Raw genomic sequence first — 21,641 nt, forward strand, 5'->3', positions numbered from 1 at the left:
CCCTCTTACCAAAATGATTGAAAATGCTTAGTTCTCCTGATTTGAGCTTTTCTCGAACCTTGCCTATTGTTGTATTTAATCAGCTTGGGGAGTTGTTAGAACAGATGGCTCAAACGGTGGGAAGTGCCGCTTTAGTACTGACAGAAGCTGTGTTAGTACGAATTTGTATACCTGGGGAGTGGCAAAGGCAAAGGTTTACACTAGTGGTTTCTGAGCAGTTTAGTACGCTCTTGGTAGGAAACTTTGACGAGGAGCAGGGAAGTTACTCAGGAATCAATGCTCAGTTGACTTTTAATTTAGATGCGATCGCTTCTTTTGTCTACGAATTGAGAGATTTGTTTGAGTGCGATTCTGATACTCACCAAAATCTTGAACGCTATCAGCAAATTATTAGACCTAATGATGCCACGCTCCAAAGTCAATTCACGCTGTTGTTATTAGAATATCTCCTAACTCAGCCAAACCAAGAAATAATAGCACCTCCAAGCCAAATTGCGCCGGCAGTTTATATCTGTCAGCCAGTGGAAGATGCTTTAAAAAAACAGATTTCCCAAGAGCGGTTGTTAAATCAGGTAACAACACAGATCCGCAAAAGCCTGGATTTGCCGGTGATTATGGCAACGGCAATTACACAGGTGCGTGAATTTTTGGAATTAGACAGACTAGTAATTTATAAATTTGAAGATTCCCAAGTTAAGGCTCAACGATACCAGTCTGACAGTATTCCCCTCAATGGAACGGCACTGGTAACAGGCATGGAACTATCAGTTAGGGAACCTGCCGAAATCGATTTTTCTATCCAGGAGAATAACGAGAAACACTCGCCTTTTGTGTCAGTCAATAATCAACCTCTACTAGGAGACTACCAAAAGTATGGAGGTTATATTGTCTATGAAGCCCGTGCTACAGATGCTATAACATCGGTGTTGAATTACACGGAAGAAAATTGCTTTATCCGCACCTCTCAGTGTTGGGAGAAGTATCGCCAAGGCTTTACCTTAGCTGTGGATGATGTTGAAAAAACTTATACTCTGGAAGAGTGTTTGTTGAATTTTTTAAGGGAAAGTCAGGTTCGGGCTAAGTTCGCTGCACCGATTATATTTGAGAACAAACTGTGGGGGTTGCTGATTGCTCATCAGTGCGATCGCCCACACCAGTGGAATGATAGTGAAAAAAACTTGCTGATTGCGATCGCAGAACAATTAGCGATCGCTATTCACCAAGCTGAGTTAATGCAAACCCTCACCCAAGAAAAACAAACTCTCGAACAACGAGTTATTGAGCGCACAATGGCTTTGCGTGATGCTCTCCTCGCCGCTGAAGCTGCTAGCCGGATCAGAAGTGAGTTTCTTGCTACTATCAGTCATGAACTGCTTACGCCTTTAACTTATGTTATTGGGATGTCTTCGACTTTATTACGGTGGCCTTTGGGTGAATTGAGTCAACGACAACGGGGTTATCTGCAAACAATCCACGACAGTGGAGAACATTTATTAGAAATGATTAATGACATCCTCGATTTATCGCAAATTGAGGCTGGTAAGACAGCTTTAAATATTTCGGAATTTTCTTTGGTGAATGTTGCCGAGAATGCTGTGAAGTCACTGCGAACAAAAGCCACAAGCGAACAAATTAATCTTATACTTGATTTGCAAATCGATTCCAGGCGCGATCGCTTTATCGGCGATGCCAAACGAGTAGAACAAATTCTTTGGAATCTGTTAACTAATGCGATTAAATTCACCCCTGAAAGTGGCAGCGTTACTTTACGTCTTTGGGTGGAAGATAATACTGCTATTTTTCAAGTGGAAGATACCGGGATTGGCATTCCTGAAGAACAATTACCATTAATTTTTGAGAAATTTCAGCAACTAGATACACCCTATCGCCGTCGCTACGAAGGCACCGGACTGGGATTGGCTTTAACTAAACAACTCGTAGAACTCCATCGAGGTCGAATTGAAGTAGAATCAACTGTAAGTATTGGTTCAATTTTTACTGTCTGGATACCAACTCAGGCAATGAGAATTATGAGTTAGGAGTTAGAGGATGTTTTAAAAGTGGTTAGATGTAATTTTAGGCACTTCTAGATCCCCCCTAACCCACGCCAGTCGCTCATGGGGGAAACCCCCAGACGCTCGCGGACTCGCTAACGCTGCGCTATCGCTTTTAGCGTCTCCCCTTGGGAGAAGACCGCGCTGGCTCCCCTTAAAAAGGGGAGAACCGGAATCAAAGTCCCCCAATTTATCGGGGGATTTAGGGGGATCTAAAACGTTTTGTTACCGACCTAATAACTTTTAAAACATCCTCTTAGGAGTTAGGAGTTAGGAGTTTTATTCTTCAACGTTACAAGGGTTAGGATTGGGAATCATGTCTGTATTGGACTCAACTGCAAACCGATATATAGGAATCATATTTGATTTCTGAAAAAATCTCGGTAGTCTTGTAGTGGACTGTCATGGCTTTAATGTTGCAAAAAAATTGCTTTGTTGGGTGGAGGCTTTGCGTAACCCAACATCCTGATAATCAGTTGGGTTGCGCTCCGCTCCACCCAACCTACGTCTAATGGACTATTTTGCCTAGACAGTCCACTACGTGCATTTCAAAAATCAAATACTAGTCCTATATTACCTAATCAAAGTAGTGAATTTTTTATTTTGAGGCTAGGCTATCGAGCATTTTTTCAAAAATTTTCAATACATACTCCTCTCCATTGTCTCTAATAAAAATGCTAAAATTGGGGTGAGAATTGATTTCAATTAACCAATATTGATTATCTTGATCTAATACGATATCAAAACCACCATAATCAAGGTCTAACTCTTCAAAAACTGGTTGAGCAAAATTAGCAATCTCTGACAGTATTTGTGGATCGTTAATATACTTGGCTTTCGCACCATCCCAGTGTAAAGGACTGAGATTACCGACAAATTTCGCATCAGTTATATCTTTTTCATAGAGCAAAACTAACTCTTTATTTAAGAAAACCGCTCTATATTCAGATTTGATGTGAATAAATTCTTGAGCAAGAGCGACGTAATCATACTTATTATTGATATTAAAAATTTCTTTTAAAGCAGTTTCAATTTCATTTATCTTCTCACATAAAAAGACATTATGTCCGCTCGCGCCAGAATTTCTTTTAATAATTACTGGTGCTTCAAAATTTTCTTTTATTTCTAATACGATATCTTGAATAGTTGGAAATTTTAAGTAAATCTTATATTTGGTGTCACAAAAAGGGGAAAGAAAACCTACTGTCCGAGGAAGTTTAACTTTTTTATTTAAAACATGATAAGTGTATTCTTTGTCTTTTATAAGGTGTGCTACTGCTTGATTAAGTAACGGAGTGCTATAGTTACAAAAATAATGCTGTTGACTATTCAGTTTTATTTTGACTAAGTTTTCAGATGGATGAAGAATTTCATAGCTGATGTTTAAGTTCTCACAAGCTTTCAGCAATAGCGAAATGTTGTCTAACATAAATACTTAAAGTTAAACGTCTAAATTACGAATTACGAACTTGTACTGATAGCGTTTCCTAATCACATGAGGTACATCATAGCCACCTCTCGAAGAGCGGGGAGGGGGTTGGGGGTGGGGTTCTTGTACCTCACTCAACCGAGAACGGCTATGAGCTTGTCCTGAGCTTAGTCGTTGGCGCAGCCTCTCGTAGAGAAGTATTACGAATTACGAATTATTTTAACTTGCTGTTTGCCGTTTAAAAATTACGATCTCAGTACCAACAACTGGGTTACGAGCTATTAGCCTATTTTGGGAGTCGAGAATTTCTAAATGGGTAAAATCAAGTTCTTGAGAGCGCTGTAATATCTCCGCAGCTAGTTTGTCTTGCTGAGATTCATTGAGAGTGTACCAATCATTACTAATTTTGACAGTCAAGTTACTCGTGCGAAAGTTGGCTTGAATTGACTTTATCAGACCAGAGGCAATGCGATCGCTAATTTCAGCTACCTGATTTTCAATAGCCGCAATCAAAGTTTGTTCAGGTGTCAATTGTATGATTGGTGTCGGTGTCGGCGTTGGTGTTGGCGTGGGAGTTACTTCTGGTTCTGATTCAGGCGTTGGTGGCGTAATTTCCTCTGGTGGCTGTGGCGGCTGTGGTTCTGGTGCAACTGACTCCGGTGGAGTCGTTATCGTTGGTATCGGTGCAGGAACCTCTTCAACCGGGGGAACAGTTGCTATTTCAGTAGGTTTACCACTAAAGACAGTCGCAGTCGTCCAAACGAGAATTACAGCAACTCCACTAACAATTCCCGTCAAAGCTATATCTGATAACTTTGTTGACAAATTTGATGGTAAAAACAAGCGGATTGTTCTTAACAGTCCACCCCACCACAACTGAAGCTGCTGGAAAAAGCCAGGTTTTTCCTCAGTACCTGGTGGCGGTGCTGTCTCCAGTTTCTCCACCGTTACTTCTAAAACCCCAATCGTCCCTTGGAGAAGTTGGATAATTTTAGCCTTCCAAAATGGCTGAACTCTCTGGTAAGGTTTTTGGGGAGGTTGAGTTATCTGCTCATTCGTCGGTTTTGACTGATTGTCTTGTGACATGGAACTTTCACCAAAAGCAGCGAATCAAAGACAAACAACGTACATTATTACTGGTGCTGCCTTCTTTTGCCTTAATGTATCACTTCATTGCTCATTGTTTCCGCTAAACTGACTATTTATTAAATTTGGTGACTTATGAAACTCAAACGCCGTCAATTTTTATTTTTAAGTAGCGTCAGCGCCATTAGTACAGGCTTTTTAAGCTGGATGTTAGCCGATAAAAATCATCAAAGTGCTGATATTAGTGATTCAACAACAGCTATAGCCGCCAACCCAGCCAAAAAAGACTTGTTATTACGTTTTGTGTCTGTAGCAGATACGGGGACTGGGGCTAAAGGACAGTATGCTGTGGCTGGAGCGATGAATGCATATCATAAGAAAAATCCTTATGATTTAGTCGTTTTAGCTGGAGACAACATTTACAATAACGGCGAAATTGAAAAAATTAGTGCAGTTTTTGAGCGTCCCTATCAAGCTTTGCTCAAGCAAAATGTGAAATTTCAGGCTTGTTTAGGTAATCACGATATTCGTACTGCCAATGGCGTGCTACAAGTCAAGTATGCTGGCTTTAATATGAAGGGACGTTACTATACATTTAGCCGTGGAACTGTGCAATTTTTTGCTTTAGATACTAACAGTAATGCTGATTGGAAAAACCAGCTACCTTGGTTAGAAAAAGAATTAAGTCTTAGTAATGCTCCTTGGAAAGTAGTGTTTGGTCATCATCCGATTTATTCATCGGGTCAGTATGGTAATAATCCCGATTTTATTAAAACTTTTACTCCCCTATTTAAAAAATACGGCGTTCAACTTTACATCAATGGTCACGAACATAATTATGAACGTACTCGTGCTATTGATGGTACAACTTATTTAATTTGTGGTGCAGGTGCTGGCAATCGTCCTGTAGGGCGTTCCGAATGGACAGAATATTCTACCAGTGACTTAAGTTTTGCTTATTATGAAGTGTATAAAGATAGAATAGAAATAAGTGCGATCGCTATTGATAATCGCGTTTTTGATAAAGGTATTATTCAATTGAAATCAGCGTAATTATTATGAAAGTCAAGCGCTTGCAAATGCAATTTTTCCGTGGAATCGGTAATTTGACGCTTGATTTCCACCAGACTGAGCCAACTATACTTATTGGTATTAATGGCGTAGGAAAATCAAGTGTTCTTGACTGTATAACTATTCTCTTGTCACGTTTTACAAGTCCTATTCAATCTTCTACGGCTTCTGGAAGAATTTTTACTAAAGAGGATGTTACTAATAGAAGATTGATAACACGCAACGAGATTACAATTTCAGTAGATTCTCAAGAAGTAATATGGTCATTGACTAAGTGGAAACAAAGAAGTGGCAAATATGCCGGTAGTAGCTTAATGGATTTACGAAAACTGCTTGAGAAAGTACAGCAGGAATTGAGAAGTAATCCTAAACTTAATCTTACAGTTATTATTTATTATGATGTCAATCGTGCTGTATTAGATATTCCCTTGAGAATTCGTCGTAAGAAATATTCATCTGAGCAGATACATGCTTATGATCAAGCGCTCACAGGTGGAAAAATAGACTTTAGGTTTTTCTTTGAATGGTTTAGAAACCAAGAAGACTTGGAGAATGAATCGTTAAGAGACAATCCTAATGATCGAGACAAGCTGCTTGAAACGGTAAGAAAAGCAATTTATTTACTACTTCCGGAGTTTTCTAACTTACGGGTTCGTCGTTCTCCTTTGAGAATGACCGTAAAAAAACAAGGTCAGGAACTAATCATCAATCAGCTATCTGATGGCGAAAAATGCTTGTTGGCAATGGTAGGAGATTTAGCAAGACGATTAGCGATCGCTAACCCAGGTTTACCAGATCCACTCCAAGGTGATGGTGTTGTTTTAATTGATGAAATTGAACTGCATCTACACCCAAAATGGCAACGAGAAATTATTCCTGCTTTGACAAGAACATTCCCTAATTGTCAATTTATTGTCACCACTCATTCGCCTCAAGTAATTAGCCAAGTCAAGCCAGAAGGAATTTATATTCTAGAAAAAACAGACGAAGGTGTTGTTGCTAAAAGGCCAGAAAGTTCCTTTGGGAGAGATAGCAATCGAATACTAGAAGACTTAATGGATGTTCCAGCCCGTCCACAGGAAATTAAGGAAAGTCTTTTAGAACTTTTTCGATTAATTGATGCAGGAAACCTGGAAGGTGCTAGGCAATTACGACAACAGTTAGCCAATGAAATTGGAGCAGATGAGCCGGAGTTTGTAAAGGCAGATGTACTCATCCGGCGCAAGGAAATTATCAATCGATGAAGTACATTGAAAAGGGTGAGGAGCCAGAAAACTTTACCAAGTGGAAGGCTCTAGAAAATGATGATTGGAAACCTAATTGGGATGATAATTTCCAAACACCAGAAAAACCTGTTGTACATGATTCTCTGTTAAATGAACAGGGCTACATCTGTTGCTATTGTGGAATGCGTATCAGCAGAGAAACTAGCCACATAGAACACCTCAAACCTCGTAGTAGTTATCCAAATCTATCGCTGGATTATACAAATCTCATCACTTCGTGCCAAGGAGAAAGTGAAGAACCTCCTCCTATTCCTGTACATTGCGGACATAAGAAAAAGTATTGGTACGATGAGCATCTGATGGTTTCACCTCTAGAAATAACCTGCACTGATTTTTTTAAATATCTTCCTTCTGGCGAAATTCAATCAATAGATGAGCCAGCTAAAAAAGCTGCTGCTGAAACAACGATTGAGAAGCTTGCACTCAATATCAGCAAGCTGCAAAATATGCGTAGGCTAGCAATTGACGCTGCATTAATTGCTACTGATGGTTTAAGTGAAGCAGAAATACAGCTACTTGCTCAAAGTTATGGAAAACTGGATGCTAACGGTCAACATATTCCGTTTTGTGCTGCTATTAGCTATTTTTTCAAGAATTATTTTTGATTCAATAAAGTGTGTGTAGGCGTAGCCCGTCGTAAAGATCGCATTCACCTTATACTAAATAACATCAATTTAATTCTCACCGCAAAACTTTATGATTCTTGAGGCAGTAATACTTTATGTTAAACCTGGTCTGGAATCCAATTTTGAAACTGCTTTTAAAAAAGCTTCTAAAATTATTTCCTCAATGGACGGATATTTATCCCATGAATTACATAAATGTATAGAAGTCAAAGGTAAATACTTATTACTTGTAAAATGGGAAACTTTAGAATCTCATACTGTCGGATTTAGAAGTTCTGTTGAGTATCAAGAGTGGAAAAAACTTCTGCATCATTTTTATGATCCATTTCCCACTGTTGAACACTTTGAAGAAATTGAAATATGAAAAACAAAATCCCCGACTTATTTGAACAATCGGGGATTTGTGACTGTATAAGCAACAGATACCTCGAAGTCATGTTGAGGTACTCCAAAATCGTGTTGAAGTACTTAAAAATCGTTTTGAGGTACTCCGAAGTCGTTTTGAGGTACTCCGAAGTCGTGTTGAAGTACTTGAAAATCGTTTTGAGGTACTCCGAAGTCGTGTTGAGGTACTCCAAAATCGTTTTGAGGTACTCCGAAGTCGTGTTGAAGTACTCCAAAATCGTTTTGAGGTACTCCGAAGTCGTGTTGAGGTACTTCAAACTTTGTCGCACCGGGATCTAAGTACAAAGGTGCGTAGGCGTAGCCCGCCGTAGGCATCGCTTTCATAAATCTCCACAAACAAAGGGATGTCCGCTACAAATATTCTTAACCGAACCGTATTGGTATCACTCTACTCGTTGCAACTGCGCTACTCTTGGGTCAACAATTTTTTGTCCCAAACTGGCAAATTTAATTGCCACAGACATTTTACTACCCGTTCCGAAAACATGGGTGATTTCACCAAGCCCAAAAGTTTTATGTAATACTCTCTCGCCTACTTGCCAACTCTGCGTTGTATCTGGTTTCGCACTAGAAGTAGAAGCAGTTTTGGTATAACTTTGACGACTCGCGCGTTTGGTAGATAATAATTCTTCTGGTAATTCGTCGAGAAATTGCGATCGCATCGCAGCTTCCCGCGAACCATACAAACGGCGTTCACGGGCGTGTGATAAAAATAACCGCTCTTGGGCGCGAGTAATTCCCACATAACACAAGCGGCGTTCTTCTTCCAAAGATGCGGGATCACTCAGCGATCGGTAGCCTGGAAATAGCCCTTGTTCTAATCCCACCAAAAACACTACGGGAAATTCCAAACCTTTAGAAGCGTGCAAAGTCATTAAAGAAACGGCTGTCTGTCCTTCTTTTAAATTATCCAAATCGGAACTGAGGGCGGCACTACTCAAAAAATCTCGCAGAGAAACTTCTTCGTTTTCTTCTTGAAATTGCAGCGCGGCGTTGTAAAGTTCCTGAACGTTTTGTACCCGATCTGTGGCTTCATCTGTGCCTTGATTCATCAAGTCTTGAACGTAACCAGAATCTTCTAGTATTCCTTGCAAAACCTCAGTCACGGGAAGCGTACCGATTTGCCCTTGCCAACGGCTAATCATTGCGGCAAAACTATTTACAGCTTTTGTCGCCCGTCCAGCTAATGTATTAACTGATGTTTCGTCGCTGAGTATTTCCCACAGGGTTGTCCCTAATTGTTGGGAGGCATTCACCAAAGCATCAATAGTAGTTTTACCAACTCCTCGCCGAGGAGTATTGATAACTCGTAATAAACTGACTGTATCAGATGGGTTAGCGATCGCTCTTAAATATGCGATCACATCTTTAATTTCTTTGCGATCGTAAAATCTCATTCCCCCCACAACTATGTAAGGAATTTGTTTTTCTACTAACAATTGTTCAAAAGGACGAGATTGGGCGTTTGTCCGATAAAGTATGGCAAAACTACCCCAGTTTAACTCTGGATTTTGGTTTTCTAAAGTGCTAATTTGATTAATTACAAATGCCGCTTCTGCAAGTTCTTCATCGGCTTTGTGACAAGTAATCTGCTCACCCGGCCCCCGCGTCGCTTTCAGGACTTTATCAATCCGTTGGGTGTTATTTTCAATTAGTTCATTAGCCGCTTGCAGAATGTTTTCACAAGAACGATAGTTTTCTTCCAGCTTAACCATCGTCTGGGTATCATCATCTACCAAACCATCGCCAAAGTCTTCCTGAAATCCTAGCAAGATGGTGAAATCTGCCATCCGAAAGCTATAAATCGATTGATCTGCATCACCGACAACGAAAACTGAGCGATTTTGCCATTCCCATTCGCTCTTTCTAGTTTCGCCATTAGTAACCAATAAGTGGATGAGTTGATACTGAGTGCGGTTAGTATCTTGATATTCATCTACGAGGATATGGTGAAATTTGCGATGCCAGTAACCCAATACCTGCTCATTTTGTTGAAATAATCTAGTAGGCACAAGAATTAGATCGTCAAAGTCGAGAGCGTTGTTTTGTGCTAACTTATCTTGATATAAATTGTAAACTTGGGCAATCACCCGTCCGCGATAATTGGGTTGTTCTTGCTCAAATTCTTGCGGTGATAAGCCTTGGTTTTTAGCATTACTAATAGCGTAGCGGACAGAGCGGGCGTCAAACTTCTTATCGTCTAAATTTAGCTCTTTATTAACGATTTCTTTGATCAGACTTATTACATCTGATTCATCAAAGATAGAGAAATTACGATTCCACTTGCGTCCTTTTTCGTCTACATATTTTTCAATATCAAAGCGGAGGATGCGAGAAAATAGACTATGGAAAGTGCCACACCATAAGTCTTTGATAGTATCTTTGTAAACTTGCGATCGCAATTGCGTTTGTTGGTATTCTGTCAACAAATCAAAACGCTGACCGTGTTGTTTCATTGCTAGTTGTTCCGCAAACAGCCGTTGAATCCGGTCTTTCATCTCCCGTGCGGCTTTGTTGGTAAAAGTAACCGCCAGAATATTTTCTGGATGAACGCGGTGTTTCAGAATTAGATTCGCAATACGATAAGTCAGCGCTCGTGTTTTACCGGAACCTGCGCCAGCAACAACTAGCAACGGGCCGCAGTAGTGTTCGACAGCTTGACGTTGACTAGGGTTAAGATGACTGAGAAAGTCGAGGGTTGTAGTCATGGATGTGAAAAAGCGAACGCCTGGCGTCACATCAATAGAGAGCCGCTATTGCCCAGGTTACAACATCGTGACATACTCCCATACTGTATGCAAGCATAGATTATGGGCTTCTCAACCAATCCAGCTATTGCTTAGGAGGCGTTGAGCTTTGTTTTGAGTCCACGGAATGCCCTACCGCAGACTATGAATTTCTTACCTTGTACCCTACAAATTTTACAGGCTTATCAGACACCAATGTGGGTAAAGCTTACCACAAATATTGTACCAGAAAAAACATAGAAGTTATGTAGGGGGAATTCATGGATTCCCACTACAATACGTTAATTTTTCTATGTAGATAAGTTAGCCATGAGTTATTCCTGCGCGTTGTGTCGTAAAATCAGCGACGGGGAATCAAACATCATAAAAATACTGGGCAAGCTCTAACTTGTTCTGTTGTCAACAGAGCTTACAGCTATTTTCAGTTAATTGAACTACAAATTTTCGTAGGGATACAGCAATGTTTCCTAGCCCGTGGTTTATTTGCTTGAAAAACGCTGTAATACCTAACTGAGAGTATAGTCACCAATAAGACTATTCACTCCTTGAGTACGCAATTGACATTGGGTAGCAATAGACGATACATCATCATTGAACCGTTAAATTTTTAAAGATGAAAAATTTCTTTAATTGCAGGTTTCGCCAGTATAAAGAGGAGTGGATATGGATTTTAGCTTAATTGTATCCAACATTTTGAATCCGCCAATCCTGTTTTTCTTTTTAGGCATGACTGCTGTTTTTGTCAAGTCTGATCTAGAAATTCCCCCACCAGTGCCGAAACTCCTTTCGTTGTATCTGCTGTTTGCTATTGGTTTTAAAGGAGGGGTAGAACTAATCAAAAGCGGACTGAATCAGGAAGTAATTCTAACGCTCCTGGCAGCAATGTTGATGGCTTGTTTTGTTCCAATTTACACCTTTTTTATCCTAAAGTTGAAATTGGATACTTACGATGCTGCGGCGATCGCAGCAACCTACGGTTCTATCAGTGCCGTCACTTTCATCACTGCTGGCGCTTTTCTCAGTGAGCTTGGTATTCAGTATGATGGCTACATGGTAGCAGCTCTTGCCCTGATGGAATCTCCAGCGATCATTGTAGGTTTGATCTTGGTGAATATATTCACAATTAATGAGAAGCGAGAGTTTGCTTGGTCGGAAGTTTTGCAAGAAGCATTTCTTAATAGTTCAGTTTTTCTACTAGTCGGTAGCCTCTTGATCGGCGTCTTGACAGGACAACGTGGTTGGCACGTATTAGAACCCTTTGCTCAAGGGTTGTTTTATGGCATTCTCACCTTCTTTTTACTGGATATGGGACTAGTCGCTGCTAGAAGAATTAAAGACTTGCAAAAAACCGGAGTTTTCCTGGTTTTATTTGCCATACTAATTCCAATACTCAATGCAGGCATTGGGTTGGTGATTGCCAAATTCATCGGTATGCCTCAAGGAAATTCGCTGTTATTCGCTGTCTTGTGTGCCAGTGCTTCTTACATTGCTGTCCCGGCGGCGATGCGGATGACTGTTCCCGAAGCAAATCCCAGCCTGTATGTTTCTACCGCTCTAGCAGTCACATTTCCGTTCAATATTATTGTGGGAATTCCGCTATATCTCTACGGAATTAACCTATTTTGGAGGTAATAATATGCACGTAGTTAAAAAGATAGAAATTATCGCCAACTCCTTTGAGCTTGCCAAAATTTTAGATAGTTTAGACAAGTCGGGTGTACATAGCCATGCCGTCATTAGAAATGTTGTTGGTAAAGGATTACGAGGAACGACAGAAGATTTAGACATGACCATGCTTGATAATGTTTACATCCTCGCGTTTTGTATGCCAGACCAACTCAAGCGTGTTGTCGAAAATATCAGACCACTGCTTAATAAGTTCGGAGGTACTTGCTACGTTTCCGATGTGATGGAGATTCGCTCTGTAAGATGTGTCGCGTCGATTTAAGAGAGTTATAAATTCAATGAAGCATTTCATGGAACGTCGTGACTTTTTGAAGTTAGGAATGATGGGGGCATTTGGAATGATGCTAACTGCCAGCGATCTACTCTGGCAGGTTGAACAGGCTCAAGCTGCCGAAATACCCTCAACCTCCCCTGAATCCCTCAATCCCGATGCAGCCTTACAAAAGCTGATGGAGGGGAATCAGCGGTTTATTGATCATCGTCCCCAATACCCCGATCAAACAGCGCTGCGGTTGCAGGAAGTTGCTCAAGCTCAACATCCATTTGCAACTATTCTGAGTTGTGCGGATTCACGAGTCCCCGCAGAAATTGTTTTTGATCAGGGCATTGGGGACATCTTTGATGTTCGGATTGCCGGAAATATTGCCACCCATGAAGCGATCGGCAGTATTGAATATGCGGTTGTCTTATTAGGTTCTCCGCTGCTGATGGTGATGGGTCATGAGCGTTGTGGCGCAGTAACCGCAGCTGTCCAAAAGGAATCATTACCTGGTGATATTAGTACTTTTGTTAAGGCAATTAAGCCAGCCCTGAAAAAGGTCAAGGATCAGCCGGGTGATGCAGTTGAAAATGCTGTGGTGGCAAATGTGCAATATCAAATTGAACGGTTGAAGCGATCAAAGCTTTTAACTAAGCAGGTGGAGTCCGGCAAATTGAAAATTGTCGGGGGTCGTTACGATTTAGATACAGGTAGGGTGACTATTATTACTTAATTCGCTAGGGGGAGCAGGGGAAGCAGGGGGGCAGGGGAAGATGAGGGAGATGAGGGGAATAACCAATGCCCAATGCCCAATGCCCCATTCAATCCTGCACAGTCATTGGCAGACGAATAGTGAAAGTAGAGCCAACTCCTGGCTGACTTTTGACAATAATTTCACCACCCATCATCTGGCAAAAGTGGCGGCTAATTGCCAACCCCAGTCCTGTACCTCCATACTTTTTCGTAGTCGAGGTATCACCTTGTGTAAAAGGTTGAAACAACTGCTGCTGTTGACGGTGAGACATACCTATACCTGTGTCGGTAACGGTAAAAGTAATGCTGCCTAAAGGAGTCTCCGGTCGAAATTCATCCTTTTCTCTGTTGACTGTCAGCGTCACCTTGCCGTTTGTAGTGAATTTACTGGCGTTACTGAGTAAGTTTAACAACACCTGCCGCATCCTAGTCTGATCGGCGTACATAGTGCCAAGTTGCTCATCAAAATCCACTTCTAAAACATTGGCATTTTTTTCGATAGCTGGTTTGACTGTGAGAACAACGTTATGAATCAGCGTCGCAATCTCGAATGTCTCTGGATAGAGGGTCATTTTCCCTGCTTCAATTTTTGACAAGTCGAGGATTTCGTTAATCAAGTGCAGCAGATGCTTACCAGCAGAGTTAATTGTTTCTAAGTCTGTGATAAAGTCTGCCGATAAACCAAGATCGGTAGCGTCGTCTTCTAGTAGTTGGCTTAAACCAATGACAGCATTTAATGGTGTGCGTAATTCGTGGCTGACATTGGCCAAAAATACGCTTTTTGCCTTGCTAGCAGCTTCGGCTAATTCTTTAGCTTGTTGTAGTTCTTTTGTTCGCTCAGATACTCGCTCAATCAGACGATTTAGAGATTTAGCGAGTAGGCCAATTTCATCTTCAGTGGTGACGGGCGCTCGCAAATCGAAATTAGATTTTCTTGCAACTTGTTCAGCTACTTGGGTTACAGTGATCACTGGTTCAGCGATCGCTCGACTGGTACGCCAAGCTACAATAGCTGCGATCGCTACCGAAACCAGCATACTCGCGATCACAATCAATCGCTCAACTATTTTTGCTTCCTCAACGGCTTTTTGCCTTTCTTGTTCTTGCTCTTGGGCAGTTTGCAGGATGTTAGTCAAGCTTTGAGAAAGCTGGTCTAGCCGCATGGCTGTTTCACCACGCATAATTATTAATAACTGCGATCGGGCAGAGGAAATCTGCTGAGGCTGCACTTTTTTGGAGTCAATTTTCTGTAAGACGACCTCGATTTGGTCAACGTAAGCTTTTAAATTAATTTTGTAATCCAGCAATAACGTCTGTAAAGTCGAACTTGTTGCTGCTAGTCTTTTAGGTTTACTGTCGAGAAATCCGCCAATTTTTGACTCTAGTTGCTTGGCTTTTTCAACATTCTTCAGAAAATCAGCTTTTTTACTTTGCAGTTGTTGTGAATTTTCTAATACAGCAACTAGGTTAGAACTATGTAATTGCGCCCCGACTACAGCATCTTTATAATTACTCAGTAGTTGCCCTTGTTCATAAGCTTGATTGAATTGTCTAACTTCCCTTCCCCGGTAGTAATTAGCGATCACTAACCCAGTTAGTGAGCCAAAAAAGCCAATTCCGATAGCTACAAAGTACCCATAGCCAATTTTTTGATGGATACGCCAAGAACTAGCTTTGAGTTTCCCTCGTGAAGGAAATTCTATAGTTGGGAGTTCGTCTGTCGATGACTCTTCGGCTGACACTTTTTTGCTTTCTGAACTGCTGTAGATAGGGGTTGGCTTTTGAGGAAGGCATTTCTCAAACCTCCTTACCTTCCCGCAAAAATAATCAAATTAGTCTAGCTTGTGAAAATACTTTAATTATTCATTAACATCTACATTATCTTCTTTTATCGCAAGAGCAAATCATTGCTTACTAGATAATTAGCATAACCTTATACTGACGAGTAATTTTTATAGTAACATTACTAAGTATAATTACTAAGGTAAACAGAATTTACTTTTTTCAGCAGCAACGATATACTTTCCTGCACCAAAGACCCGCCTGAGAGCGTCTTCTCCTTAACCACACTACTTTCCTCAATATCCGGTTGATAGCAAGCAATGAGTTCTTGCAATCACCTACGCCACTACTCTACCTTACTGCTTCCTTATAAAATTAATACAATCAGGAAAAAAACAAAAGGTTTGACACTTGTTAGGGATTGGGTCAGGTGGGGCCCCTCTGGGGATAAGGGGTAATGGGGATTCCCTCGTTCCCAGTCTCCGACTGGGAATGCTCGTCCTTGAGGCTCCGCCTCTCTTACTGGCGGCAGAGCCGCCAGGAGCAGCATTTCTAGCCAGAGGCTAGAAACGAGGTTTTAAAGGAGTTTCAGCTTAAGTTGACACCAATGGGTCAGGTGGGGCCCCTCTGGGGATAAGGGGTAATGGGGATTGGGTAATGGGGATTGGGTAATGGGGATTGGGTAATGGGGATTGGGGATTGGGGATTGGCTATGGGTTATTCTCCCCTTGTCCCCTCATCTCCGTCATCCCAGGCACATATATCATAAAATAGGTTAAAAGTCTAGTCTATGTGAAGACACAAAAACTTTTATTACGTATTAATATCACTACGAATGGGTTAATTGACGAACGCGGCTTAAGATAGCTTTAATATCGGATAAAATCGGCTTCTAGGCTTATATAAATGAGAGGTAGACTGATTTTTGCCTGATTTGTACTTAGATTTAGTACGATTATAAGCAAATGACACGGAATGGGATAATCACAACCTGAGGATTCCAGTTGATTCCAAAAAATAGAACTCAGGAAGTTGATTATAATACATCCTGCTGCCTTCTGAGTTCTATCCTCCTACTGACTGTCTACCTTGTAGTTGATGCAGTAGATAGTACGGGTCAATTATGGTTATAGGACACTAAAACCCTTTTGTGCCCTTCATCCAATTGAACTGATGCACAAGTGGATTACCTAATCAACAACCTTTTGGTTGTAATTATCCAGATTAGAAAAACTCAACTGTCAAATTAATAGGAGTGAAAATGCCAGAACAAGAATTTACCGAAACCGCATCCAAAGATACTACAGTGGCAGAGATCAACACTCAAACGGGAACCATCACCAAACTTCAGCCTCCGGCGCAGTCTCAAGACGAATGGCTAAAATACGGGGAGCAAATTTCTACCTTTTTAGCAACATTACCAGATTATCTGGGAAGCTTCTTTAATCAATATAAGCAACCCCTGGTAACAGTTGGTTTAATTGTAGGATCAATTGTTGGGGTTAAAGTACTCTTGGCAATATTAGATGCTTTGAATGATATCCCCTTAGTAGCACCTACTTTTGAGTTGATCGGTATTGGTTACTCTGCCTGGTTTGTTTACCGCTATTTACTCAAAGCCTCAACCAGGAAAGAGTTAACTAGTGAAATCACCACTCTTAAATCACAAGTTGTCGGTAAACAAATTCCAGAAGCTTAATATCTAATTATCGCTTCTCTACGAACGCGAACAGCGTGTCGCAGACAGACGGTACGCGTAGCTTGCTCCTGTGTAGAAGTACGCTCTAATTCCAAATCACCTAAATCTGAACGTCAAATTACGGCGTTCAGACTTCTCTCAAAATTCCCTACGAAGTTCACTAACACTTCGTATAGAACTCGCTCCTTCTGACCCTTGGTTTAATTAGGAATTACGAATTATTGTTGAGGCGAACTGCCGGTGGGCAATTTACCCTTTGGGTTCGCTTTTGGAGTCTGCGAAACTCCTGGAGATATTTTGGGCGTTCGCACTATATTAGGAGATGTAATTGCCTCCAATTTGCCCCGTTTTACTAAAGCTTGATGAATCATCGCCGCCACTTCCGCCCGACTAGCTACTTTGTTGGGATCAAGGACTTGGGGATTTGGATAGTTAACTACTAGACCATTGGTTGTAGCAGCGGCGATTTTGCCAATAGCATAAGGTGGAATGTCCTTAGCATCTTTATAGACACTGATAATCTGATTGGGGGAAGTGGGTGCTTTCAAATTCAAGCCACTGACAAGGGCTACTAAAACTTGCACTCGTGAAATATTTTGTTGTGGTTTGAAGGTTTTTTTCGGGTAGCCTTTGAGAAATCCGGCAGTGATGGCTTGGTCAATTGCTGGAGTTGCCCAGAATTTTGTTGGTACATCTTGAAATGCGATCGCAGTCTTAGACGGTTCTTGGTCAAAGGCTTGTTGTACTATGGCAGCAAATTCGGCGCGGTTTACAGGCTGATTTGGTCTAAAAGAATAATCAGGAAACCCTTTGAGAATCCCACGGGCAGAAAGAACATCTATAAAACGCCGACCCCAAAAGTTATCTGGCACATCGTTAAATGCAATGGGCGGCGGAATGATTGATTTTGGTCTTGCCGGAGTTACTAAAGGCAACGCTGATGATTTAATTGATGATTCAACTTCTGTTGGAGAGGATACAGGTGTTTGTGCTTGTGGAGATTGAGTAGGGATTACCAGAACCGATGGCAACATTGCGCGGTAAGGAGTTGCGCTATTAGTGGGAAATGAACGTGTCGTGGGTTCAACAACAGCCTCAGGTGAAGAATCAGGTAAAACGTTGTTGGGGACTGCATAAGGTTCTAGCTTGGCAGCAGGAGAGGGCAATACTTGATTTGGTTGAATACTAGAAGATGGAGTGGAGGAAGGCGACAGCAGCCCGTTTAAATTCCAGCTAGAATCCCTGCGGGACAATGACCAAAAAAGAATCGCTCCGATAGTGGTGAAGGCAACCAGAATGGCTATAAATTCATCAAAGCCAAGGGCAGTTCTTTGGGATGACTCCGGTTCGGAAGGAGGTCTATTTGTCATCGTGATTACCCTGATAGCAGTAAAATTTGTGTCTAAACAAATTAAGCCACAGATGACTCTTTTACACCAGCCCTTGTTTAATTAATAATTCGTAATTTAGAGAAAATATTAGGTTTCTGGTTCAATACCGAGCGATCGCAATTGGGCAGCTAGGCGATCGGCTCTTTGGGATTCCTGCTCTGCTCTTTGGGATTCCTGTTCGGCACGCTCCGCGAACACAAACGTGCCATCAGAGTCAGGAAGCTGAGTATGATCGGGGAAAGAAGTGAGGGCGTTGGGTGGATTGGTTACAGAGGTCATAACGCTACCTTTGCACTCTTTGTAAAGGTTGTTTTTAGTGTAGCTTGCGATCGCTTTCTGAATATTCTCCACCCAGATTATAAATTGCCCGCCAATTACTTCCAGTCGCCTGAGAAAGATTTTCAGCTTGACAGACCACTAATTTTATTAGATACCTAAACTAAAACCGGATTTTGAGGGTGGCAGAATGTAAAATATTAACTTATTCTTTACCTGTCTTTGAAAAAATCAGGGTGTCTAGTGCCAGAAGAATTCAGTTGCCAAATCTCACCGCCATTTTTGTCTCTTGGTAGCGATCGCGATCTTAGTTTAGATTCAACTCTCCAAGAACTACCAATGTATAACTTCTCGGTGGAAATCAACCACACCGGTATGGAAGTGGCTAGTTTTTTGGAAAAATATCCGCTGCTACCAGGAGTAATTTTAGTAGAACAGGGACAGTTTATTGGGATGATTTCGCGGCGGCGACTGCTGGAATTTTTGATTCGCCCATTCGGACAAGAGTTATTTGTTCAGCAACCATTAGCTGTTCTCTACAGCTATGCGCGGACACCGATGTTGCTGGTTGCTGATACAACATCGATTTTAACAACAATGCAACTTAGCTTAAAGCGATCGCCAGAATTATTAGCAGAACCAATTGTAGTACAAACCGAATCTGGTGCTTATAGATTGTTAGATGTCCAAGAATTGAATATTATTTCTTGGCAAATTCGGGGAATCGACAATCTGATCCGCTATGAACGCAGTCAAGCCCAAATGATTCAAAATGATAAAATGGCAAATTTGGGGCGTTTAGTAGACGGCGTAGCCCACGAAATTTTAGACCCAGTGGGTTTTATTTGGGGTAACATAATTTATGTTTCAAACTACAGTCAAGATTTACTCAAATTAATAGCGGCTTACAATCAAGAGTTACCATCAGTTTCTCAGGCAATTAATCAAATTAAAGAAGATATTGAATTTGATTTTCTAGAACAAGATTTGTCGCGATCGCTTGCGAGTATTCGCACGGGAGCAGAAAGATTAAAAAAACTCGTTACTAGCTTGCAAAACTTCTGTCATATCGATGAACTTTATCCAAAACCAGTAGATTTACACGCCTGTATAGATAGTATTATTTTATTAATTAATAGCCGTCTTCAGGGAGAAATTGAAATCGTCAAATACTACGGTCAATTGCCCCCAGTATATTGCTTTATGGGGCAGCTAAACCAGGTTTTGATGAATATCTTAAGTGAAGTTGTGGATACTTTACTCAATGAAGCAGTGCGACAGCAGTTACATTTAGAAGAGACAAAGACTGTTCAAAAACCCCGAATTGAGATTACCACAGAAGTTATATCACAAGAAGCAAGCAACCCAGATGCACCAGATTCTCGCTGGGTTTTAATTCGCATTGCTGACAATGGCTCTGGAATGTCTGAAGAATTAAAACAGCAAATTATGGAGTCTTTTTCTCTGGAAACAAAGAATGGTAAAAATACTGGTTTAGCAGTAAGTTATCGAATTATTACTGTGAGACATGGCGGGAAACTGAATTTTCATTCACAGATTGATATAGGTACAAAATTTGAAATATTGTTACCTCTGGTGTAGCAATATTTCTTAAATCAAGCCGCAGCAATTGCAGATGAACGCAGATAATTTATTTACGTGTACAAATATCCATAACAAAAAATCACGGTGTGATCACTTCTGGTTAATCAAGACATAATCGTAGCATTTAGAGAATATCTGAAAAACTTTTATTGATACAGCGATCGGTTCAATGTTTTCCTAAAATTATCTTCATAATAAGAACTGCTTACTCTTATTTAAGGAGGGTTAGGTGGAATCGGATAATGTTGAATACTTTCATAAACATCTTTTGATGTACTAGTTTGATATGTACATATTAAAAAACATAAATTTGTTTCATATCGCACTGTTTTAAGCATTATTTGGAGTGAATATTCTATACAGATAAAAGGTATAAAAGGAATTTAAATGACGAATCCCGAACACTTGAGAAGGCTATGGGAAGGTGCGAACAGGTGGAATCAGTGGAGACAACAAAACCCACATGAATTACCTGATCTCGAAGGGGCTTGTATTACGAGGGTTCCGCCAGGGATTCCAGAGGATCTTAGGAGATTTGATCTCAGTGGATCAAATCTTAGAGGAGCTAATCTCACAGGAGTAAGACTCTCAAGAGCTAATCTCGAAAGAGCTGACCTTACTCAGGCTATACTTTGTTTTGCTAGTTTTTTCACGCAAACAAACTTTATTTTTCCTAGTTTCATAAACTCAGCTAACCTTAGTAGAGCTAATCTCACGCAAGCTAACTTAAGGATGGCCCGCCTGGATAATGCTAACCTTACGAGGGCTAATCTCCAAGAAGCTGATTTGTGGAATGCTAGCTTCAGGTTTGCTAATCTCCAAGAAGCTGACCTTACTAGAGCTACACTAACTTATGCTAACTTCTGGAGTGCAAATCTCCAGGAAAGCATACTCTGTAATGCAAACCTTAGTGAATCTGAGTTAAGTTTTACAAACCTTAGTGAAGCTACATTAAGTTATGCAAACCTCAGTCAAGCTATATTCTATGGTGCAAAACTCAACCAAGCTATATTCTATAAAGCAAATCTGAATAAGGCTAATCTTAGTGCAACTCAAGCACTAAGAACAAACTTCGCTGAAGCTGTGTTTACAGGTGCTTGTTTAGAAAACTGGAATATTAATAGCGGCACAATAGTAGATAATATTGATTGTCAATATGTTTACTTGAGGAGTAACAATCAAAGTCGCATACCCAGTAATAGGGATTTTAAATCAGAAGAGTTTACTCAGCTTTTGCAAATAAAAATAGCAGTAGGAAAAATTCAGCAATTACTTAGAGATTTAAAGCAGAAAAATCCTGGGGCTACAGAAGAAGAACAACATAATTTTTTGATAAGTTCTGTCCCGCCGGGAATGAGGGAAAAGCTTATGAATACCCTACAAGCAGGTAGTATAGAGATGATTAAACAAATTATAAATAATCCTTTTTTTAACATACTAATAGAAATGATTAAGGCTTGGTAGGATAATTAATTCCAAGCCAAAA

The 21,641-nt window shown here is 40.7% G+C and carries 18 protein-coding genes; 11 read left to right on the top strand and 7 right to left on the bottom strand.

All coding sequences use genetic code 11. The annotated features are described in order from the left end of the window. The first annotated feature begins 23 nt into the window (after window positions 1-23). Window positions 24-2,039, top strand: coding sequence for a GAF domain-containing sensor histidine kinase (locus V7K62_RS30355; protein WP_334870798.1), 2,016 nt, complete (start codon window positions 24-26; stop codon window positions 2,037-2,039). A 613-nt stretch (window positions 2,040-2,652) separates the two neighbouring features. On the opposite strand, the gene V7K62_RS30360 is transcribed toward V7K62_RS30355, so the two are convergent. Both V7K62_RS30360 and V7K62_RS30365 read right to left on the bottom strand, forming a co-directional pair. After that, complete coding sequence (locus V7K62_RS30360) at window positions 2,653-3,483, bottom strand: ATP-grasp domain-containing protein (RefSeq protein ID WP_334870800.1); 831 nt, start codon at window positions 3,481-3,483, stop codon at window positions 2,653-2,655. A 219-nt stretch (window positions 3,484-3,702) separates the two neighbouring features. After that, a complete protein-coding gene (locus V7K62_RS30365) occupies window positions 3,703-4,569 on the bottom strand; it encodes a hypothetical protein (protein ID WP_334870802.1) in 867 nt (288 codons plus the stop codon). Window positions 4,570-4,704: 135 nt separating this feature from the next. On the opposite strand from V7K62_RS30365, the gene V7K62_RS30370 reads away from it, so the two are divergent. The 4 genes from V7K62_RS30370 (at window position 4,705) to V7K62_RS30385 (ending at window position 7,916) form a co-directional block, all read left to right on the top strand. Further along, entirely contained in the window at window positions 4,705-5,622 is a 918-nt protein-coding gene (locus V7K62_RS30370; RefSeq protein WP_334870804.1) for a metallophosphoesterase family protein, read from the top strand. A 5-nt stretch (window positions 5,623-5,627) separates the two neighbouring features. Next, window positions 5,628-6,884 (top strand): AAA family ATPase, encoded by a 1,257-nt coding sequence (locus V7K62_RS30375; protein ID WP_334870806.1) that lies wholly within the window; start codon window positions 5,628-5,630, stop codon window positions 6,882-6,884. Next, a complete protein-coding gene (locus V7K62_RS30380; protein WP_334870808.1) occupies window positions 6,881-7,531 on the top strand; it encodes a retron system putative HNH endonuclease in 651 nt (216 codons plus the stop codon). The genes V7K62_RS30375 and V7K62_RS30380 overlap by 4 nt, the downstream gene beginning before the upstream one ends. A 91-nt stretch (window positions 7,532-7,622) precedes the next feature. Then, a complete protein-coding gene (locus V7K62_RS30385; RefSeq protein ID WP_334870810.1) occupies window positions 7,623-7,916 on the top strand; it encodes an antibiotic biosynthesis monooxygenase family protein in 294 nt (97 codons plus the stop codon). Window positions 7,917-8,020: 104 nt separating this feature from the next. Here the strand turns inward: V7K62_RS30385 and V7K62_RS30390 are convergent, their stop codons facing one another. Both V7K62_RS30390 and pcrA read right to left on the bottom strand, forming a co-directional pair. Then, window positions 8,021-8,281, bottom strand: a complete 261-nt coding sequence (locus V7K62_RS30390; protein WP_334870812.1) for a hypothetical protein — start codon at window positions 8,279-8,281, stop codon at window positions 8,021-8,023. A gap of 59 nt (window positions 8,282-8,340) precedes the next feature. After that, entirely contained in the window at window positions 8,341-10,665 is a 2,325-nt protein-coding gene (gene pcrA, locus V7K62_RS30395; RefSeq protein WP_334871143.1) for a DNA helicase PcrA, read from the bottom strand. A gap of 702 nt (window positions 10,666-11,367) precedes the next feature. On the opposite strand from pcrA, the gene V7K62_RS30400 reads away from it, so the two are divergent. The 3 genes from V7K62_RS30400 to V7K62_RS30410 are packed head-to-tail and all read left to right on the top strand — an operon-like array spanning window position 11,368 to window position 13,382. Continuing rightward, window positions 11,368-12,336: a sodium-dependent bicarbonate transport family permease gene (locus V7K62_RS30400; RefSeq protein WP_334786312.1), complete on the top strand. Its 969-nt coding sequence runs from the start codon at window positions 11,368-11,370 to the stop codon at window positions 12,334-12,336. 4 nt (window positions 12,337-12,340) lie between these two features. Further along, window positions 12,341-12,652, top strand: coding sequence for a P-II family nitrogen regulator (locus V7K62_RS30405; RefSeq protein ID WP_334870814.1), 312 nt, complete (start codon window positions 12,341-12,343; stop codon window positions 12,650-12,652). A 28-nt stretch (window positions 12,653-12,680) separates the two neighbouring features. Further along, on the top strand, window positions 12,681-13,382 hold the full coding sequence (locus V7K62_RS30410) for a carbonic anhydrase (RefSeq protein WP_334871145.1): 702 nt from the start codon (window positions 12,681-12,683) through the stop codon (window positions 13,380-13,382). An 88-nt stretch (window positions 13,383-13,470) separates the two neighbouring features. Here V7K62_RS30410 and V7K62_RS30415 read toward each other — a convergent pair whose 3' ends face one another. After that, on the bottom strand, window positions 13,471-15,144 hold the full coding sequence (locus V7K62_RS30415) for a sensor histidine kinase (RefSeq protein WP_334870816.1): 1,674 nt from the start codon (window positions 15,142-15,144) through the stop codon (window positions 13,471-13,473). Between the two features lie 1,301 nt (window positions 15,145-16,445). Here V7K62_RS30415 and V7K62_RS30420 point away from each other — a divergent pair. Beyond that, entirely contained in the window at window positions 16,446-16,883 is a 438-nt protein-coding gene (locus V7K62_RS30420) for a CAAD domain-containing protein (protein ID WP_334870818.1), read from the top strand. 218 nt (window positions 16,884-17,101) lie between these two features. Here the strand turns inward: V7K62_RS30420 and V7K62_RS30425 are convergent, their stop codons facing one another. Together V7K62_RS30425 and V7K62_RS30430 are read right to left on the bottom strand one after the other, a co-directional pair. Further along, a complete protein-coding gene (locus V7K62_RS30425) occupies window positions 17,102-18,253 on the bottom strand; it encodes an S-layer homology domain-containing protein (RefSeq protein ID WP_334870820.1) in 1,152 nt (383 codons plus the stop codon). Between the two features lie 108 nt (window positions 18,254-18,361). Continuing rightward, complete coding sequence (locus tag V7K62_RS30430) at window positions 18,362-18,553, bottom strand: hypothetical protein (RefSeq protein ID WP_334870822.1); 192 nt, start codon at window positions 18,551-18,553, stop codon at window positions 18,362-18,364. Window positions 18,554-18,793: 240 nt separating this feature from the next. Here V7K62_RS30430 and V7K62_RS30435 point away from each other — a divergent pair, with 240 nt between their 5' ends. Together V7K62_RS30435 and V7K62_RS30440 are read left to right on the top strand one after the other, a co-directional pair. Next, entirely contained in the window at window positions 18,794-20,152 is a 1,359-nt protein-coding gene (locus tag V7K62_RS30435; protein ID WP_334870824.1) for a sensor histidine kinase, read from the top strand. 390 nt (window positions 20,153-20,542) lie between these two features. After that, entirely contained in the window at window positions 20,543-21,619 is a 1,077-nt protein-coding gene (locus tag V7K62_RS30440) for a pentapeptide repeat-containing protein (RefSeq protein WP_334870826.1), read from the top strand. Window positions 21,620-21,641 lie beyond the last annotated feature (22 nt).

The sequence above is a fragment of the Nostoc sp. genome (assembly GCF_036917935.1).
Lineage (GTDB): Bacteria > Cyanobacteriota > Cyanobacteriia > Cyanobacteriales > Nostocaceae > Nostoc.

Coding starts and splice junctions, on each gene's coding strand:
- V7K62_RS30355 (WP_334870798.1), top strand. CDS start 24: ATGCTTAGTTCTCCTGATTTGAGCTTTTCTCGAACCTTGCCTATTGTT.
- V7K62_RS30360 (WP_334870800.1), bottom strand. CDS start 3,483: ATGTTAGACAACATTTCGCTATTGCTGAAAGCTTGTGAGAACTTAAAC.
- V7K62_RS30365 (WP_334870802.1), bottom strand. CDS start 4,569: ATGTCACAAGACAATCAGTCAAAACCGACGAATGAGCAGATAACTCAA.
- V7K62_RS30370 (WP_334870804.1), top strand. CDS start 4,705: ATGAAACTCAAACGCCGTCAATTTTTATTTTTAAGTAGCGTCAGCGCC.
- V7K62_RS30375 (WP_334870806.1), top strand. CDS start 5,628: ATGAAAGTCAAGCGCTTGCAAATGCAATTTTTCCGTGGAATCGGTAAT.
- V7K62_RS30380 (WP_334870808.1), top strand. CDS start 6,881: ATGAAGTACATTGAAAAGGGTGAGGAGCCAGAAAACTTTACCAAGTGG.
- V7K62_RS30385 (WP_334870810.1), top strand. CDS start 7,623: ATGATTCTTGAGGCAGTAATACTTTATGTTAAACCTGGTCTGGAATCC.
- V7K62_RS30390 (WP_334870812.1), bottom strand. CDS start 8,281: ATGAAAGCGATGCCTACGGCGGGCTACGCCTACGCACCTTTGTACTTA.
- pcrA (WP_334871143.1), bottom strand. CDS start 10,665: ATGACTACAACCCTCGACTTTCTCAGTCATCTTAACCCTAGTCAACGT.
- V7K62_RS30400 (WP_334786312.1), top strand. CDS start 11,368: ATGGATTTTAGCTTAATTGTATCCAACATTTTGAATCCGCCAATCCTG.
- V7K62_RS30405 (WP_334870814.1), top strand. CDS start 12,341: ATGCACGTAGTTAAAAAGATAGAAATTATCGCCAACTCCTTTGAGCTT.
- V7K62_RS30410 (WP_334871145.1), top strand. CDS start 12,681: ATGGAACGTCGTGACTTTTTGAAGTTAGGAATGATGGGGGCATTTGGA.
- V7K62_RS30420 (WP_334870818.1), top strand. CDS start 16,446: ATGCCAGAACAAGAATTTACCGAAACCGCATCCAAAGATACTACAGTG.
- V7K62_RS30425 (WP_334870820.1), bottom strand. CDS start 18,253: ATGACAAATAGACCTCCTTCCGAACCGGAGTCATCCCAAAGAACTGCC.
- V7K62_RS30430 (WP_334870822.1), bottom strand. CDS start 18,553: ATGACCTCTGTAACCAATCCACCCAACGCCCTCACTTCTTTCCCCGAT.
- V7K62_RS30440 (WP_334870826.1), top strand. CDS start 20,543: ATGACGAATCCCGAACACTTGAGAAGGCTATGGGAAGGTGCGAACAGG.